The 16,833-nt window shown below is 55.5% G+C and carries 14 protein-coding genes and 1 tRNA gene; 10 read left to right on the forward strand and 5 right to left on the reverse strand.

The genetic code is table 11. The features are described 5' to 3' along the window. Positions 1-235 precede the first annotated feature (235 nt). The 5 genes from dapA to RGU44_RS01780 all read left to right on the forward strand — a co-directional run bounded on the left by dapA (position 236) and on the right by RGU44_RS01780 (position 3,949). On the forward strand, positions 236-1,114 hold the full coding sequence (dapA, locus tag RGU44_RS01760; RefSeq protein ID WP_322180343.1) for a 4-hydroxy-tetrahydrodipicolinate synthase: 879 nt from the start codon (positions 236-238) through the stop codon (positions 1,112-1,114). 17 nt (positions 1,115-1,131) lie between these two features. Further along, positions 1,132-2,247, forward strand: coding sequence for an outer membrane protein assembly factor BamC (gene bamC, locus RGU44_RS01765; RefSeq protein ID WP_322215340.1), 1,116 nt, complete (start codon positions 1,132-1,134; stop codon positions 2,245-2,247). After that, positions 2,248-3,006 carry an MBL fold metallo-hydrolase gene (locus tag RGU44_RS01770; RefSeq protein ID WP_322180339.1) on the forward strand — a complete coding sequence of 253 codons (759 nt, stop codon included), beginning with the start codon at positions 2,248-2,250 and terminating at the stop codon, positions 3,004-3,006. A gap of 49 nt (positions 3,007-3,055) precedes the next feature. After that, the gene (gene purC / locus RGU44_RS01775; protein ID WP_219064249.1) at positions 3,056-3,766 is read left to right on the forward strand and encodes a phosphoribosylaminoimidazolesuccinocarboxamide synthase; all 711 of its coding nucleotides are present in this window, start codon (positions 3,056-3,058) and stop codon (positions 3,764-3,766) included. A 93-nt stretch (positions 3,767-3,859) separates the two neighbouring features. Then, a tRNA-Ser gene (locus RGU44_RS01780) sits at positions 3,860-3,949 on the forward strand. Positions 3,950-4,101: 152 nt separating this feature from the next. Here the strand turns inward: RGU44_RS01780 and RGU44_RS01785 are convergent. Further along, on the reverse strand, positions 4,102-4,974 hold the full coding sequence (locus RGU44_RS01785; protein ID WP_322180337.1) for an undecaprenyl-diphosphate phosphatase: 873 nt from the start codon (positions 4,972-4,974) through the stop codon (positions 4,102-4,104). Positions 4,975-5,725: 751 nt separating this feature from the next. Here RGU44_RS01785 and RGU44_RS01790 point away from each other — a divergent pair. Then, positions 5,726-5,971: a hypothetical protein gene (locus RGU44_RS01790; RefSeq protein WP_322180335.1), complete on the forward strand. Its 246-nt coding sequence runs from the start codon at positions 5,726-5,728 to the stop codon at positions 5,969-5,971. A gap of 57 nt (positions 5,972-6,028) precedes the next feature. Here the strand turns inward: RGU44_RS01790 and RGU44_RS01795 are convergent, their stop codons facing one another. Further along, the gene (locus tag RGU44_RS01795) at positions 6,029-6,277 is read right to left on the reverse strand and encodes a hypothetical protein (protein WP_322215342.1); all 249 of its coding nucleotides are present in this window, start codon (positions 6,275-6,277) and stop codon (positions 6,029-6,031) included. Positions 6,278-6,507: 230 nt separating this feature from the next. Then, a complete protein-coding gene (locus tag RGU44_RS01800; RefSeq protein WP_219064245.1) occupies positions 6,508-6,789 on the reverse strand; it encodes a hypothetical protein in 282 nt (93 codons plus the stop codon). A gap of 503 nt (positions 6,790-7,292) precedes the next feature. Between RGU44_RS01800 and RGU44_RS01805 the strand changes: the two genes are divergently transcribed. Continuing rightward, positions 7,293-8,981 carry an NAD-dependent malic enzyme gene (locus tag RGU44_RS01805; protein WP_322180331.1) on the forward strand — a complete coding sequence of 563 codons (1,689 nt, stop codon included), beginning with the start codon at positions 7,293-7,295 and terminating at the stop codon, positions 8,979-8,981. A 128-nt stretch (positions 8,982-9,109) separates the two neighbouring features. Next, positions 9,110-10,732 carry a GMC family oxidoreductase gene (locus RGU44_RS01810; protein WP_322180330.1) on the forward strand — a complete coding sequence of 541 codons (1,623 nt, stop codon included), beginning with the start codon at positions 9,110-9,112 and terminating at the stop codon, positions 10,730-10,732. A gap of 161 nt (positions 10,733-10,893) precedes the next feature. On the opposite strand, the gene RGU44_RS01815 is transcribed toward RGU44_RS01810, so the two are convergent. Both RGU44_RS01815 and RGU44_RS01820 read right to left on the reverse strand, forming a co-directional pair. Continuing rightward, a complete protein-coding gene (locus tag RGU44_RS01815; protein ID WP_322180328.1) occupies positions 10,894-12,186 on the reverse strand; it encodes a putative porin in 1,293 nt (430 codons plus the stop codon). A 487-nt stretch (positions 12,187-12,673) separates the two neighbouring features. Beyond that, positions 12,674-13,015 carry an FKBP-type peptidyl-prolyl cis-trans isomerase gene (locus RGU44_RS01820; RefSeq protein WP_322180326.1) on the reverse strand — a complete coding sequence of 114 codons (342 nt, stop codon included), beginning with the start codon at positions 13,013-13,015 and terminating at the stop codon, positions 12,674-12,676. Between the two features lie 522 nt (positions 13,016-13,537). Here RGU44_RS01820 and RGU44_RS01825 point away from each other — a divergent pair. Beyond that, complete coding sequence (locus RGU44_RS01825; RefSeq protein ID WP_322215344.1) at positions 13,538-14,905, forward strand: glutamine synthetase family protein; 1,368 nt, start codon at positions 13,538-13,540, stop codon at positions 14,903-14,905. Between the two features lie 207 nt (positions 14,906-15,112). Next, positions 15,113-16,762 carry a phosphoethanolamine--lipid A transferase gene (locus RGU44_RS01830; RefSeq protein ID WP_322182766.1) on the forward strand — a complete coding sequence of 550 codons (1,650 nt, stop codon included), beginning with the start codon at positions 15,113-15,115 and terminating at the stop codon, positions 16,760-16,762. The last annotated feature ends 71 nt before the right edge of the window (positions 16,763-16,833 follow it).

Raw genomic sequence — 16,833 nt, forward strand, 5'->3', positions numbered from 1 at the left:
CGACGCTGCTTGCCCTCATGGCTAAGCCATGGGGGGTTGCGACCACGCTGGAGCATGGGTTCTGGCGGCAAAATCGACTGATTGAATGCGCTTCGCAGGTGACCAGTACCGACCAAAGACAGAAGGGTAGCGAAAAGCATCGCTCAGGGGAATGCTCGTAGCATGGTACTTCGCTTGTACAAGGCTGATAGCGCCAGTACCATTACCGCTCTCTTTTTCCGGCAGGAGCGGTTGCATGATTGCGGGCAGTATGGTGGCACTGGTCACACCCATGGATGCAAATGGTCGTCTCGACTGGGACAGCCTGAGCAAACTGGTGGACTTCCACCTGCAAGAGGGCACCAACGCCATTGTGGCGGTCGGCACCACTGGTGAGTCGGCCACACTCGACGTCAGCGAGCACATCGAAGTGATTCGTCGCGTGGTAGCCCAGGTTGCAGGGCGTATCCCGGTCATAGCGGGTACAGGCGCGAACTCCACTCGCGAAGCGGTCGAGCTGACCAATAATGCGAAAAACGCTGGCGCCGACGCGTGCCTGCTGGTAACGCCTTATTACAATAAACCGACGCAAGAAGGGCTGTATCAGCACTTCAAGTTCATCGCCGAAGCGGTCGACATCCCGCAGATCCTTTACAACGTCCCAGGCCGTACGGCGTGCGACATGCTGGCGGACACCGCCGTGCGCTTGTCCACAGTGCCGAACATCATCGGCATCAAGGAAGCCACAGGCGATCTGCAGCGCGCCAAAGACATCCTTGCACGCGTCAGCAGCGACTTTCTGGTGTACTCCGGTGATGACGCCACGGCGGTCGAACTGATGTTGTTGGGCGGTAAAGGCAATATCTCGGTGACCGCTAACGTGGCTCCGCGTGCCATGAGTGATCTGTGTGCGGCGGCCATGCGTGGCGATGCAGTCACGGCGCGGGCGATTCACGAAAAACTGATGCCGCTCAATAAAACCCTGTTTATTGAGTCCAACCCTATTCCCGTGAAATGGGCGCTGCATGAGATGGGCTTGATACCAGACGGTATTCGTCTGCCGCTCACCTGGCTCAGCGAGCCTTGCCACGAACCGCTGCGTCAGGCCCTGCGCCAGTCCGGCGTATTGGTTTAATGAGGAAGTATTACGCAATGAAGCGAATGGCCGGACTTTCTGCACTTGCCTTGATTATCTCCAGCACCAGCGGTTGCGGTTGGCTGTGGGGTCAAGATGGTTACTTCCGTGATCGCGGCAGTGATTATCTGGAGGCGTCCCAAACGGCGCCCATGCAATTGCCACCTGATCTCGCCGCCGCCAAGCGTCTGGACCCACTGCTGCCGATTCCGCGTAACGTGGCTGACGACACTGCCAAGGGCGAATATGTAGTCCCTCGTCCGCAGGCATTGTCTGTTGCTGCCGATTCCAGCGATTTCAGCCTGCAAAAAAGCGGTGACTCTCGCTGGATTCTGGCTCAGCGTGCGCCTGCCGAAGTCTGGCCGGTAGCGCATCAGTATTTCGAAGACAACGGTTTCCGCATTGCCGAAGATCGTCCGCAGACGGGTGAATTCAACACCACCTGGCAGCGTATCGACGAACTTTCCGCCACGATGGCCAAGCGCCTGACTGCCGGCGGTGCGTCCACCGATTCGGAAACGCGTGTACGTGTTCGTATCGAGCCAGGCGTGCAGCGCAATACCAGTGAAATCTACGTCGTAAGCGTTGATCGTCCTGCCGGCAGCACTGCCAATACAGATTTTCCGGCGCGTACCACCAATCTGGGCCTCGATTCTGCTCTGACCGATGACATGCTTGCCAGCATGAGCCGTAGCGCCGCGAAGGGTGGCTCTATTTCCCTGCTGGCCGCACGTGACTTTGATACGCCGAACCGCGTGGCGTTGAGCGTAGACGGCAGCGGTAACCCGGTACTCAACCTCGGTGCCGATCTGGACCGTGCATGGTCGAGTGTCGGCCGTGCGCTGGATCATGGCGAGTGGCGTGTGGAAGACATCAACCGTAGTCTGGGTCTTTACTACATCAACCTGGCAGAGAAGGCACAGAAGCCTGAAAACGAGCCTGGTTTCTTTGGTCGCCTGTTAGGTAGCAAACCGGCGAAGGAAGAAATCGAAGCCCGTGCCGAGCGTTATCAGGTCCGCTTGAGCAAAGTGGGTGACAACGTGCAGGTTACTGTCGAGAAGAACATCAGTACCGTAGCGCCTGCCGATGTAGCGCGCCGCATATTGGGTGTCATTCAAGATAACCTCGGTTAAGTGCGCTTTGCTGTTCTAGGCAGCGGCAGCCGAGGGAACGGCACGCTGGTAGCGAGTAACGACACATATGTGCTGGTGGATTGCGGCTTCTCCTTGCGAGAAACCGAGCGACGTCTGGCTCGTCTGGGTGTTAGTCCCCATCAGTTGAGTGCCATTCTGGTGACCCACGAACATGCCGATCATGTGCATGGCGTGGGTTTGCTGTCGCGGCGCTACAATTTACCGGTGTACCTCAGCACTGGCACCCTTCGCGGGATGCGTAAACCTGTAGAAGCCGCAGGGTTTCTGTCAGGCGGTCAGGGCTTGCAGCTGGGGGCGTTGCACATCAATGTGGTGTCGGTTGCCCACGACGCACTTGAGCCGACGCAGTTTGTGTTCAGTAACGGTCAGCGTCGATTTGGTCTGCTGACCGACCTTGGCTCTTACTGCGCCTCGGTGCTACAGAGTTATCACGGCCTGGACGCTTTGATGATCGAAGCCAACCACTGCCGCGATATGCTGGCCAGAGGTCGTTACCCGTATTTTTTGAAAGAACGGGTCGGCGGCGAACTGGGACATTTGAACAATCATCAGGCCGCCAACCTGGTGAGCGAATTGGGATGGCAGGATTTACAGCACCTGGTGCTGGCCCATCTCAGCAGCAAGAACAACCTGCCGCAGCTGGCCCGGCAATGTTTTGTCGACACCCTTGGGTGCGATCCGGACTGGCTGCAAGTGGCCGATCAAGATTCAGGGCTCGACTGGCGATATATCGCCTAGTGTCCCAAACGGGCGCCTGGCCCAACTACTTTAGCAAGCGGAGCCCATCATGGAAAAACGTGAAGAACTCTACCGCGGCAAAGCCAAATCGGTGTACACCACCGACGACGCAGACCGCTTGATCCTGCTGTTTCGCAACGACACCTCGGCGTTCGACGGCAAGCGTATTGAACAGCTCGATCGCAAAGGCATGGTGAACAACAAGTTCAACGCCTTCATCATGCAAAAGCTCGAAGAGGCGGGTATCCCAACCCAATTCGACAAGCTGCTGGGCGATAACGAATGCCTGGTCAAAAAACTCGAGATGATCCCGGTCGAATGCGTCGTGCGTAACTACGCCGCCGGTAGCCTGGTCAAACGCCTGGGCATCGAAGAGGGTACCAAGCTCAACCCTTACACCTTCGAACTGTTCCTCAAGGACGACGCGAAGGGCGATCCGTTCATCAACGAATCCCACGTAGTGGCTTTCGGTTGGGGCACCGCCGAACAACTGGTTCGGATGAAAGAGCTGTCCCTGAAGGTCAATGAAGTCCTGAGCAAGCTGTTCGACGACGCTGGCCTGCTGCTGGTCGACTTCAAACTCGAATTCGGCGTATTCCACGGCCAGATCGTCCTCGGCGATGAATTCAGCCCGGACGGTTGCCGTCTGTGGGACAAAGAAACCCGCAAGAAAATGGACAAAGACCGCTTCCGCCAGGGCCTCGGTGACGTTATCGAAGCCTACGAAGAAGTCGCAAAACGCCTCGGCGTACCGCTTTAACGTAAAAAGTTACGCAAGCGCCTGATAGCACGCGAAAATTTCCCTCGCAGGGGGTTCGCCTTCTGCACCTGAGCTGTTATGATGCGCGCCGTTGGAGAGATGCCAGAGTGGCCGAATGGGACGGATTCGAAATCCGTTGTACTGGCGACAGTACCTAGGGTTCGAATCCCTATCTCTCCGCCATTATTGAATAAGACAAAGCCCCTGTAATCGTAAAGATTACAGGGGCTTTTTCGTTTCTGTCGAACTCATGGGGTAACCCCATTTAGTTGGACGCCCGCCCTGGTTTTCGAGATGCAGCTCAGGGCTGGGCTCTATTGGCGTTTAAAGGTTATTTAGCTCAGAAAGCCGGTGCTGACCGCGACAATCAGGAAGATACCCAGTGCTGCCCGGTAAATAACGAAGGGCCAAGTAGAGAATTTTTCCAGAAACTTCATCAGGCCCCAGATGGCGCAAAATGCCGACACGCTGGCGATCACCAGGCCGAAAATCAGGTGAGACCACGCTTCGGCCGGAATATGCGCATGAAACAGCACCCACAGCTCTTTCAGCCCGGCCAGCGCGATAGCGGGCAGCCCAAGCAGGAATGAGAAGCGCGCGGCTTCTTCGCGTTTGAAATTAAGGAAAAGCGCAGCGGTGAGTGTTGAACCTGAGCGGGAAACACCGGGTATCAGCGCGCCAACCTGTGCAATGCCAACGATTAATGCGTCCCGCAGGCGCATCTCTCCCACTGTGCGGCGATGACGGCAGCTGAGTTCGGCCGCAGCCAGCAAAACGGCCATCACAACGCATGAGATACCAATCACCATCAAGCCTCTTAATGGTGAGTCGCACGCATTGAGTGTCGAGGACAAGGCAAGGCCTGCGATGCCAATAGGGATGGTCGCAAGCACAATGGCAACTGCCAGCTTGAATGACTGGTTGCTGAAGTCACGTCGTTGCACGGCACCGATGCTTCCAGTGACGACTTCCCGTACGTCACGCCAGAAATAGCTGACTACCGCAGCCAGTGCGGCCAATTGCATGGCGGCGGAAAACGCCGAACCGGGATCCGGCCAGCCGAGAAGGGCCGGTACGATTCGCATGTGAGCAGTGGATGAAACGGGTAATAACTCGGTGATGCCTTGAATGATGCCCAGGATGCCAATTTGCATGTAATCCAGAGAAGCAAAGCCGATATCAAGGCCGCTGGAGCAGACGTTTGTCAAAGTTTTTTCCTAAAGAGTAAGGTTTCTCCACTCTCCGGAAAACACCAAGCGACGCTCGGAAAATCTCGGTAGTGGACAAAGGATCCTGAGCTGAGCCGCTATGTACGGCGGTCGTTTATGGTGACTGTGAGCTGGAATGATAGGTTTTTTTTAAAGGGTTCTCTACCTGCAGCTGAGATGATTATTGTTAGCCCGGAGCGCCAGCGAAAGCGCGTTTTAGAGGGCGACGACTTCCTCCAGCAGGCGGAGTCTAGCTGAGATTTTACGCGACTCTCCGGTAAAAAATAATGAGTTTTTCTCGCACGGGAGCGGGCGCAGTCACCCACTGACAGCCCTAAGGCTGTATATGACCTACGTTCATAAAGGTAGGACGAAAGGTTACTAGACCCTTAAAACGTGTTTTGTTAAAAATATACCTGCCCGGCCCCATCTTGAACTAGCTGGTAGGAAACAGGGTGGTAGGCGGGCGAGCAACCTCCATTTATCTAAATGGAAACAATCCAACATTGAGTTGGGTGATGATCAATGGGCCCGAATGCCGACCCGAGGGTAAATTGCTGCGCATTTGGCCAACTGCTGTTCCAGTACGCGGGCATTGGACTCATTGATCTCTTTTACTCCTTCCTTCCCTTCCTCCTGGCAACGCCGCACGATTGCGCCCGGTGAGGATGTCACTTGCCGGTTGGCGTGATTCGAGTTTGTGGGCTAATGATTAAGGTTGAGCACATCACCGACGATCAGGGAGAGCGAAATGGCATTCGTAGACAGGCCGCACTCGATTAATTACGTCCATCCAAACGGCAGGGACGCGATGATTGATTTCGAGTGGGGCGACCCAGGCGATCCAGTCCCGAAAGGGCTTCGTATTACTGTGAAATACGCCGAGGACAATATTCATAATCTTCATGAAAAAGCGCTTTACAAGAGCTTTGAAGACGCAAAAAAACAAGGCATCAAATTGGCGACCAATATGATTGATCAGGCAGACCGGCTTTAGGTCTGTCGACCCGTCACTACGTTTAGTCGGCACTGATGCGGCATCGCGTGACAAGCTTCAGTCTTCCGGGTCGATTTCGTCTTCCGGTTCGCGCCTGGCTTGCAGATCGGCCATGGCGGCGGCGATGAAGCCAGCGTTTCCCTCAATCACGGCGAGCTGCGTCATGATGGCTGCCGACACCTCTGTCGATCCATGCTGATCAATCCATGCGCGGATCTCATTCACGGCAGAACCGAGGGCGGTGATGTTTTGATTGAGTTGGTTGAGCAGGGCGAGGGTGGGGTCGTTGGGCAGATTGCTGGACATGCTGGCTTCTCCATTGAGATTGACGACGGCTGTTTGCGTCGAAAATGTCGTTGCCTGCTCTGGCGACAGTAGAGAACACCTGCAACCCGTGCAGCCTGACCTGAGAGAGGGGCGTTGGCGTTGGATAATCAAGCGAGGCCGACACATCCCCGTGCCGGCCTGAAAATGTCTTTAGCGGAAAGGTGACGTGCGGCGTGCAGCCCCGTTAAACCTTTCCACTCTGAATGCCTTTAATGCACCGATTGCCTGGCAGATTTCCCAGCGGGCTTATTGATAGAACCGAGAATGCTTTTAATGCGTTGCCACTCTACGCGAGCTTCGACGTATTTTTTTTCGGCCCTTCTTTTTGCAGTTGAAAATTCGTTCCAGACGTCTGGATTCAGCGTTTCTTTCTTTAGAAGCGAATACGCATGATTATCAAGTTGATCCGCTTCAAAGAAAAGTTGGTTGCTCCTTGTTGCTGCTTCTTCCCAGCTGACACCGGTGACTTTCTTGAATTTATCGTGAATCATTCTGAGCTCCTTTTTTCAATCTCGAAGGGCGTTCTAACTTGGGTTAAACCCTTCGTTGGGCGAAAAATTCCACCCGTTGAATCTTCCTGGTAAAAGACGACAACTCGCTCCTAAGCGACGCCCGATGAGTCACTATTTTTACACTGAATTAAACAAAATTGAACGGTTATTACCCTCTCTGCGATAGGCGGTTTTTGCCGCTCTAGCGCGCACTTTTCGCGCTGCCTGGCTGACAGTGCCGCGTATAAAAGACTACTGTTTGATGGACCACCGTAGTCGATTCGAGCATCGGCGACCTTGCCGTTGCGGGTGCCATCTCCAATGTCATCAAGTTGTACGATGATCACCCTGCTGCAATGGCTCGACCGCGAGTAAGATAGGCAGCGCAATCTCGTCCCTTGAGATTGCTGAGGCGGGTTGAATAGAGAGCCGTCAGGCTCCGGCTGTCCGTCTTGGTTCCGTATCGAAATTTCAGAGTAAACAGAAAAAGGCGATCACTGAAAATGAGCAAAACCTCGCGTCCTTTATATATTTCCTACGCTGGACCTTCCCTGCTGGAGATGCCGCTGCTGAACAAGGGCAGTGCTTTCACGCCGCAGGAGAGGGTCGAGTTCAACTTGATCGGGCTGCTGCCGCAGAACGTGGAGACGATAGAAGAGCAAGTGGCTCGGGTTTTCAGCCAATACAACCAATGCGCCAGCGACCTCGACAAGCACATTTACCTGCGCTCGATTCAGGACAACAACGAGACGTTGTTCTTCCGTCTGCTCGACTCGCACCTGGATGAAATGCTGCCGATCATCTACACACCGACGGTTGGTCAAGCGTGTCAGGAGTTCTCGAAAATCTATCGCACCCATCGGGGGCTGTTTGTCTCGTACCCGGAGCGCGACCGTATTGACGACATTCTGCGCAGCGCGACCAAGGATCAGATCAAGATCATCGTCGTCACCGACAGTGAGCGAATTCTCGGCCTGGGCGACCAGGGCATTGGCGGTATGGGCATCCCGATTGGTAAGTTGTCGCTCTACACCGCGTGCGGTGGGATCAGCCCGGCCTACACGTTGCCGATTGTGCTCGACGTTGGCACCAACAACCGCGAGTTGCTGGACGACCCGATGTACATGGGCTGGCGCCATGAGCGTGTAACCGGTCAGGAGTACGAAGAGTTCGTCGCGATGTTCATTGAGGCGGTGCAGCGTCGCTGGCCTGACGTGCTACTGCAGTTCGAAGACTTTGCCCAATCGAATGCGATGCCATTGCTGAATAAGTACAGGGACCAATTGTGCTGCTTCAACGATGACATTCAAGGCACCGCTTCGGTCGCGGTGGGTACGTTACTCGCGGCCTGTAAAGCCAAAGGCGAGACCCTTGGAGAGCAGGTGGTGGTGTTTGTCGGTGCCGGTTCGGCAGGCTGTGGCATTGCCGAACACATCATTGCAGCGATGCAGATACAAGGGCTGAGTGAGAGCGAAGCACGCAAGCGCATTTTCATGGTCGACCGTTATGGCTTGCTGACCGAGAACATGACTGGCCTGCTGGAATTTCAACAGCGCCTGGCACAGAAAACCGAGGATGTAGCAGGCTGGGCAGGCGACGAGGCATTCCCGCAATTGCTCGATGTTGTCAGCCACGCCAATGCCACCGTCATGATTGGTGTGTCGGGCCAGCGGGGCTTGTTTACCGAGCAGGTAATCCGCGAAATGCACAAGCATTGCGCCAAGCCGTTGGTGATGCCGATGTCCAACCCAACCTCCAAAGTCGAGGCCACACCGGAGGAAATCCTGCGCTGGACCGATGGTAATGCCTTGGTCGCCACCGGCAGCCCGTTTGCTCCGGTATCGATCAATGGCCGCACGGTCCATATTGCTCAATGCAACAACTCTTACATTTTTCCGGGGATTGGCTTGGGCGTCATCGCAAGCAAGGCCTCGAGAATCACCGATAAGATGTTGATGGCCGCGTCCAACGCTTTGGCGGAGTGCTCGCCAATGGTGACGGGGCTGGGTGATGCAGTACTGCCACCGATCAAGGATATCCAGGCAGTCAGCAGGAAAATTGCCTTGGCAGTTGCCAAGCAAGCTCAAGCTGATGGCGTGGCGCTGGAAACCTCAGAAGACATGTTGCTTGCGGCTATCGAGCGCAACTTCTGGATGCCTAACTACCGGGACTATCGCCGCAAGTCGGTTTGATCGTCACCCGGCTTAAAAACCGTTGATAAAGGCCGCTGCAAGGCAACTTGCAGCGGCCTTTCGTTTTCTTGAAGAAAGCATAGGATGGCCTCGGACAACAAAACAATAAGAAGACCAGCGAGGGCTGCATGCAAGCGACGAGTGAGCCGTATGACTATGTGATTGTGGGCGCCGGACCTGCGGGCTGCTTGCTGGCCAATCGGCTTTCGCAAAACCCTGCACACCGCGTGCTGTTGCTCGAAGCCGGCGGGCTGGACAATTACCCCTGGATTCATATCCCGGTCGGCTATCTCTACTGCATCGGCAACCCACGTACGGACTGGTGCTTCAAAACTGAAGCCGAGCCCGGGCTTAATGGTCGTTCGCTCAACTACCCCCGGGGCAAAGTGCTGGGCGGCAGTTCATCCATCAACGGCATGATCTATATGCGCGGCCAGGCCCATGACTATGATGACTGGGCGGCTCAAGGCAATGTGGGCTGGGGTTGGAAAGAGGTATTGCCGTTATTCAAACGCTCAGAAAATCACTACGCCGGCGACTCTGCCATGCATGGCGCGGGGGGTGAATGGCGGGTGGAGCCGCAACGGCTGTCATGGGGCATTCTTGATGCCTTTCGCCAGGCCGCAGCGCAGACTGGCATCGAGTCTATCGACGACTTTAACGGCGGCGACAATGAAGGTTGCAGTTACTTTCAGGTCAATCAGCGGCGCGGCGTACGCTGGAATGCGTCCAAGGCATTTTTGCGGCCTATTGCGCAGCGCAAGAATCTGACAGTCCTCACAGGCGTGGAAGCGTCACGTATCGAATTCGAAAATGGCCGCGCGAGTGCCGTTGTTGCGCATGTTCAGCAGTGCGAGCAACACTTGCGCGCTCGCCGAGAGATCATTCTGTGCTGCGGGGCCATTGGTTCGCCGACGTTGTTGCAGCGATCCGGCATCGGCCCGAGACCCTTGCTTGAGAAGCTCGGTATCGGTGTGCGTCATGAGCTGCCAGGCGTAGGGAGCAATCTGCAGGACCATCTTCAACTGCGGTTGATCTATCAGATCAGTAACGGTAAGACCCTCAATCAGATGGTTGGCAGCCTTTGGGGCAAGATCAACATGGGCCTGCGTTACGCGATCAATCGCAGCGGTCCGTTGGCCATGGCGCCAAGCCAATTGGGCGCCTTCGCCCGCTCGGACCCTGAGCAGCGCTCGGCCAACCTTGAATATCATGTGCAACCGTTATCGCTGGAGCGCTTCGGTGAGCCGTTGCACAGTTTTGCCGCGTTCACTGCTTCAGTCTGCAATCTGCGACCCCTGAGTCGCGGGACGGTCGAAATTCGTTCTGCTCTTGTGGATGAGCCGCCTTCGATTTGCCCGAACTACTTAAGCCATGAAGCCGACCTCCATGTGGCGGCCGATGCGATACGCCTGACCCGGCGGATTGTCGCTGCGCCCGCATTGGCGAGTTTTCAGCCGGTGGAGTATCTGCCTGGCGCGAATCTGCAAAGCGAAGAACAACTGCGTCAGGCCGCCAGTAGCATTGGCACGACGATTTTTCATCCTGTCGGCACCTGCAAGATGGGGCAGGGCAGTGATGCTGTTGTCGATGAGCGTCTGCGGGTACGGGGTATCAGTGGCTTGCGCGTGGTAGATGCGTCGATCATGCCGACGATTGTGTCAGGCAATACCTGTTCGCCGACCCTGATGATCGCCGAGAAGGCTGCCGAGATGATTCTTGCTGATGGGGCCGCGATCAGAGCAGGGTAAAGGTGCAACGCCCGCGCCAGGCCGAACAAAAAGGGAGATTGAAAGGCAGGCTGGCGCGAATGGCGCAACCGACGGATGAGAGGGGATCAACGCGCCAGCGCCAGCCTGTAGGGAAAACGCTGAATGACTTCAGCGTTCCAATCACAACGAGAGATCAGGCTTTAGAACTTAGCTTCCACATCCAACTGCAGGGTGTTGGTTTTGGCGTCGGTCTGGGTGCGGCTGGCGTAATCTGCGTCAGCCATGTAGTAAGTGGCGCCGACTGCGAAGTTCTTGTCGATGTCGTAACCCACCTTGAACTTGTGCCCACGCGAACCGGTGGTGCCGTTGGCGAAGTCGGAGTCGGTGAAGGCTCCGACCACGGCGTTGCGCTGAACATCGCGGTAGTTGTAATCGAGGTTGAAGACATACAGGCGTGTCTTGAAGCCTGTCAGCCAGGCGGTGTCCTGGTCACTGCTGGTCCCGTTGTTGAGAACATATTGTCCATAAAGGGTGAGCGGTACTGGCAGGCCGCTGATGTCGATCTGACCGAAGCCTTCGTACAGTCGGAAGTCGCTGGTGGAGTTGCCGTTGACTGCCAGTGCGCAAGGCGTGGTTACCGCGCCGGTGGTCGGGCAGCGACTGTCGCTGCCGTTGTCATAGGTATAGAGGCTACCGCCCAAGGTGACCTTGAGGTTGTCGGTCGGTGCAAAGCGTGCACCGAGTTGGCCTGCGTACAGGCGCAGGTCGTGACTGAACTGTACGCCCTCGCCATCGACGTTGTCTTTGAGCGTGTAGTAACCAGCACTGCCGAACAGCTCAGTTTTGCCGCCAAGCGGGTATTTATAAGTGGCCGCCAAACCTTCTGGGTTGATGTCGCTATCCCAGATGACATCGCCCATGCTCACCCATGGTTGGACCATTTTGCCGCCGATCAGGTGAAGGTTTTCCACAGCCTTGGGGTGGAAGTCGATATAGGCCTGGTCCAACCAGATTTGTTTCTTGTCGAAGTAGCCATTCAGGTCTTGGTTGGTGGAGCGAGCATCATCTCCGCCACCAGTGGCAATACGGATGCCGGTGTCAACCTGCGGGTTGATTTCACTGTAAGCACCCAAGCGGGCCCGGATGCGTTGGCGGTTTTTGTCGGCGCCGTTGTTGGATTCGCCGTCGATCTTGACGGTCTCTTGGCGCACACGGACATCGCCCTTGAACTGGGTCTTGGAAGCCCAAGCCACTTTTTTCTCGAACGCGCTCAGGTCTTCTTTCTTGACCTGTTGGGAGACAGCCTGTTGCTGGGCTTGTTGATCTTTACTCAGCTCGGCTTGCAGCTCAGCATACTGTGCGGGCGAGATGGAACCATTGGCCTTGAGCATTTCGAGCAGTTTTGCATCGACTGCGGCACTGGCTGGAACGCTCATGGCCAACACCATGCCACCACAAAGTCCCGCTGCAATTCGTGTAGAAACAAAACGCATAATGATCTCCAAATTTATGATGAGGTGACATACGTCTCCTCAGGAAAAGCTGGCGCTTTCCGCTCGCGCCATGTGGGGCGGTAACCCCTTGTTCAAAAAACTGGCGCCAGTATTACCGGAGATCATTACAGAGAAGTGGCAGGGTTATAGCAGATAGGTGACACAGCTTTTGACCGAAAAGGCTTGATCTAGAGCCGTTGGTGATATAGACGAGAGTCGCAATTACGCCCAGGCGGCGTTCCGCATTTTCGGGTTTTGATGCGGCTGAACACATTGGTGTCGCGGTTCACTCGATCAATCGTGATCTGCAGATATTGCGGGAGTCGCCGCTGATCTGCTCAGCAAAGCGGGTCAGGCGCTCACCCACAGCAACGTCCCGCGCAGAGTGGCGATCATTTGCTTTACGGACTGGGTGGTTTCCGTCTGCAAATCCATAAGAGGTGCAACCCTGCGTCGAGCGGCTGGCAATGATCTGAACGTCGCGTCATTAATCATCCCGCGTCAGCACTTCCAGCAACTCAATGTCGAAAATCAGGTTTGAGTTCGGCTTGATGTGGGCGCCGACCTGCCTTTCGCCGTAGGCGAGGTGGGCCGGCACAAAGAGTTTGCGCTTACCGCCGACTTTCATGCCCATTAGTCCTTGATCCCAGCCTTTGATCACGCGTCCGGTTCCGATGACGCACTGGAAAGGCTTGCCGCGATCATAGGAGGAGTCGAACGTGGTTCCGTCCTCCAGAAAACCGTTGTATTGGGTGGTGATCAGGGCACCTTTGACCACTGCCTTGCCGTCACCGGGTTGAATGTCCACGACCTGTAATTCGCTGCTCATCACGTACTCTCGTTCATTCGACAAACGCTGAAACGCTATCAACGTCTGTTCAGGAAGCGTGATCGTAGCCCACGACGTTGCCCCATCAAAGTGAACTTGTCCTGTAGGGCATTTGATGAGGGTGGAGAGGGTGAATGTTTAGTCCTCAGGTAACCAAGCATTGTTAAAACTGGATTGAATGACCTATAGCGCTGTGTGACGCTGCAACACATCTATTGTCGGCGGCATTTTTTATGGATGGGTTGAACGGAGGGATCAGGCACGGACTTTTGGCTGGTACAGCCGTGACCTGCGTTCCGTCTCAACACCCCCGGCCAATGTCGGTGCAAGGTACCTGCGCGCTCCCTTCCGAGTTGGACTTTTGGGCGTTGTGGCATTGTCGCCATGCGCGTCCACCGGATGGCTCTTTTTCTGGTTAAACCTTCATTCGCATTTGCCTGACGTTTTTTAGCGTGCGGCAACGTGTGTGTTTACCAACCGGCAAGCGCCCGAGCGCGTGCCTGGAAGAAAAAGTGAATCGCCATGAGTTTTGCTCCCCTGCAAGAAGCCCTGAGTTTTCTTGAGCTGAATCCCGATATCGAGATGTTCGAACTGTTCATCCTCGACAACAACGGCGTACCTCGCGGCAAGTTGCTGCACCGTGATGAATTACTCGCGGTGTATGAAAGCGGCCGGCCGTTGCCAAGCACGACTCTTGGCCTGACCATCAATGGTGAAGACGTTGAAAACTCCGGGCTGGTCTGGGATGTGGGCGATATCGATTGCCGCGCTTATCCGGTGTCCGGCAGTCTGCAGCGCATGCCCTGGAGGCAGATTCCCACGGCGGCGGTGCAGGTCAGCATGCACCCGGAACAAGGTATGCCGGCATCGGTAGCGGACCCGCGCCGCCTGTTGGTCAAGGTTATCGATGGGCTCAAGGCTGACGGGTATTACCCGGTGATGGCGGCGGAGCTTGAGTTTTATCTGCTTGATCGCCAACGCGACAGCAATGGCCGTCCGCAGCCGCACCGGGATGTGGATGGCGGCCGGCCTGTGGCGACTCAGGTGTACGGCTTGCGTGAACTGGAACAGATTGAGCCGTTTCTCGCCGATCTTTATAGTGCCTGCAAGTTGCAAGGGATTCCGGCGCGCACAGCGATCTCCGAATATGCGCCGGGACAAGTAGAGATCACCCTTGAGCACCGTGCCGATGCGTTGCAGGCAATGGACGAAGCAGTCCGCTACAAGCGATTGGTCAAAGGCATCGCGCACAAGCACGGAATGATTGCCTGCTTCATGGCCAAGCCGTTCGATGACCTGGCCGGCACCGGCATGCACATGCATGTCAGTCTCGCGGACGAACAGGGTAACAATCTGTTCGCCAGCGAGGCCGCTGACGGCACGCCACTGTTGCGCCACGCCGTGGGCGGGATGCTCACGACGCTGCTTGATTCGTTATTGCTGTTCTGTCCGAACGCCAACTCTTATCGTCGATTCCAGACCAACAGCTACGCACCGTTGTCGGCGACCTGGGGGGTAGACAATCGCACGGTCAGCCTGCGCGTACCGGGCGGTCCAGCATACACCCGCCATATCGAGCACCGTATCTGCGGTGCCGATGCCAATCCCTATCTGGCAGCGGCCGCGATTCTGGCGGGTATTCATTTGGGTATCCGCCAGCAACTGGACCCCGGCGCACCGGTCGAAGGCAATGGTTATTCGCAGGCCGCGCAATTATTGCCGACAGACTGGCTGACGACTTTACGTGCGCTGGAAGCCTCTGGCTGGGCACGAGATGTATTTGGCAGCAAGTTTCTGCAGGTCTATCTTGCCGTCAAACACGCCGAGTATCGGCAGTTCATGGGTGAAGTAGGTGAACAGGATTGGCGCTGGTATTTACATCAGGCTTAGGCAGGCAATGTAGCCAACAGGCATGGTGAAGGAAGGTTCTGGCCTGCCATGGTTTGTTTTCCTACAGGAAAAGAAACCATCCTGAACCCTTCGCTCGCATCCTTTTCACAAAAAATTGATGCTTGATTGATTAATATTTTTCACGTCGGAGGTGGCCAGTGATCAGGTTTGTTTCGGCGTATTTTTTATTTTGATCAAGCAGGCCTCATTCTGAACGTCAAAGCTGTACGCCCTGAGCTTGTCACCCTGATTGCCAGCTGTTTTTTGCTGTTCGGGTTCAACGTAACCCTGTGGCTGCACCTTTTTGCAATCACGGCTGCGGACTGGGAAGGCATCGCCATGCGCGTTGCCTTCGGCGTCATGGTGCTCTGCATTTTTAATATTGTATTGACGTTTTTGGCGTTCAAACGTGTATTAAAGCCCGTCTTGATATTCTTGTTTTTGGTCAGTTCCAGCGTGGCTTATTTCATGAGCCAGTACGGCGTCATGATCGACACTGGGATGTTGCGGAATTTTGCTGAAACCAATGCCACTGAAGTGCGTGACTTGCTCTCGGTGAAGATGGCTGTGTATATCGTATTGTTGGGTATCGTGCCTTCTTTGATACTCTGGAAAACCACGATCAACTACCGTCGCTGGCACCATGATCTGATCAGTAAAGCCTTGGTCACCGTGGCCTGCACCGGGCTGATCGGTGTGGTCGCGATGGCGAACTATCAGGGCTTGTCTTCCTTGTTTCGCAATCATCACGAACTGCGCTTGATGGTGGTGCCGAGCAATTATATCGGTGCATCGGTGGGGTACTTGCGTGAGCAGGTCGTTTCGGCACAACGCCCGTTCGTGAAAATTGGCGAAGATGCCAAACGGTCAACCGGCTGGGACCTGCACACCCGAAAATCATTGACAGTACTGGTGGTGGGGGAGAGTGCGCGAGCCGAGAATTTCGGGATCCTTGGCTACAACCGCGATACAACACCGCAGCTTCAGAAAGAGAAGGGTGTGATCGCTTTCAGCGACGTACATTCTTGCGGGACCGAGACAGCTGTGTCGGTGCCCTGCATGTTTTCCAACATGGCGCGCAAGGACTACAGCGCCAGCAAGGCCAAGAATCAAGAGGGCGTTCTTGATGTGCTCAAGCATGCAGGGCTGAACGTTGTCTGGCGCGACAACCAGTCAGGCTGCAAAGGTACCTGTGATCGAGTCACCGTCCAGGACGTGAGCAAGCTCCAGGACCCGGTGCTGTGTGCCAATAACGAATGCCGCGACGAAATCCTTCTGCAGGGGCTGCAGCATTTTATTGATAACCTGGATCAGGACACGGTCCTGGTGCTCCATCAAATGGGCAGTCACGGTCCCGAGTATTTCAAACGCTACCCTAAGGCGTTTGAAAAATTCACGCCGGTATGCGAAAGCAACGCCCTGAATAATTGCAGTCGTGAAAGCATCGTTAACGGTTACGACAACACCTTGTTGTACACCGACCATGTCTTGGCCAGCTTGATCGATACCCTGCGCAGCAATCAGGGCAAGGTGGATACCGCCATGCTGTATATGTCCGATCACGGCGAGTCATTGGGCGAGTACAACTTGTACCTGCACGGCACGCCCTATCTGCTGGCGCCGGACCAACAGAAACATGTGCCGATGGTGGCCTGGTTTTCTGAGGCGTATCAACACGCGTTTTCGCTCAATGCGAACTGTGTGCAGCAACAGCGAAATGCGCCCTTGAGTCAAGACAACCTGTTTCACTCCATGCTCGGCTTGTTGCAGGTCGACAGCACCGTCTACGACCCCAGCCTCGATATGTTCGCGGGCTGTCGTGGGGTGATGACAGACGGTGTGCTGGCCAGTCAGTAGCGTTGTAATGGATACCTTTGGTTTTGGCTTTTGGCCGTTTATCTGCTGATCATTTATAAAGAGTCTGCTGG

The sequence above is a fragment of the Pseudomonas sp. 5C2 genome (assembly GCF_034314155.1).
GTDB lineage: Bacteria > Pseudomonadota > Gammaproteobacteria > Pseudomonadales > Pseudomonadaceae > Aquipseudomonas.

What these genes read in the sequence shown, in the direction of transcription:
- dapA (WP_322180343.1), top strand. Translation starts at nt 236, where the DNA reads ATGATTGCGGGCAGTATGGTGGCACTGGTCACACCCATGGATGCAAAT.
- bamC (WP_322215340.1), top strand. Translation starts at nt 1,132, where the DNA reads ATGAAGCGAATGGCCGGACTTTCTGCACTTGCCTTGATTATCTCCAGC.
- purC (WP_219064249.1), top strand. Translation starts at nt 3,056, where the DNA reads ATGGAAAAACGTGAAGAACTCTACCGCGGCAAAGCCAAATCGGTGTAC.
- RGU44_RS01790 (WP_322180335.1), top strand. Translation starts at nt 5,726, where the DNA reads ATGGCATTCGTAGACAGGCCGCACTCGATTAATTACGTCCATCCAAAC.
- RGU44_RS01795 (WP_322215342.1), bottom strand. Translation starts at nt 6,277, where the DNA reads ATGTCCAGCAATCTGCCCAACGACCCCACCCTCGCCCTGCTCAACCAA.
- RGU44_RS01800 (WP_219064245.1), bottom strand. Translation starts at nt 6,789, where the DNA reads ATGATTCACGATAAATTCAAGAAAGTCACCGGTGTCAGCTGGGAAGAA.
- RGU44_RS01805 (WP_322180331.1), top strand. Translation starts at nt 7,293, where the DNA reads ATGAGCAAAACCTCGCGTCCTTTATATATTTCCTACGCTGGACCTTCC.
- RGU44_RS01810 (WP_322180330.1), top strand. Translation starts at nt 9,110, where the DNA reads ATGCAAGCGACGAGTGAGCCGTATGACTATGTGATTGTGGGCGCCGGA.
- RGU44_RS01815 (WP_322180328.1), bottom strand. Translation starts at nt 12,186, where the DNA reads ATGCGTTTTGTTTCTACACGAATTGCAGCGGGACTTTGTGGTGGCATG.
- RGU44_RS01820 (WP_322180326.1), bottom strand. Translation starts at nt 13,015, where the DNA reads ATGAGCAGCGAATTACAGGTCGTGGACATTCAACCCGGTGACGGCAAG.
- RGU44_RS01825 (WP_322215344.1), top strand. Translation starts at nt 13,538, where the DNA reads ATGAGTTTTGCTCCCCTGCAAGAAGCCCTGAGTTTTCTTGAGCTGAAT.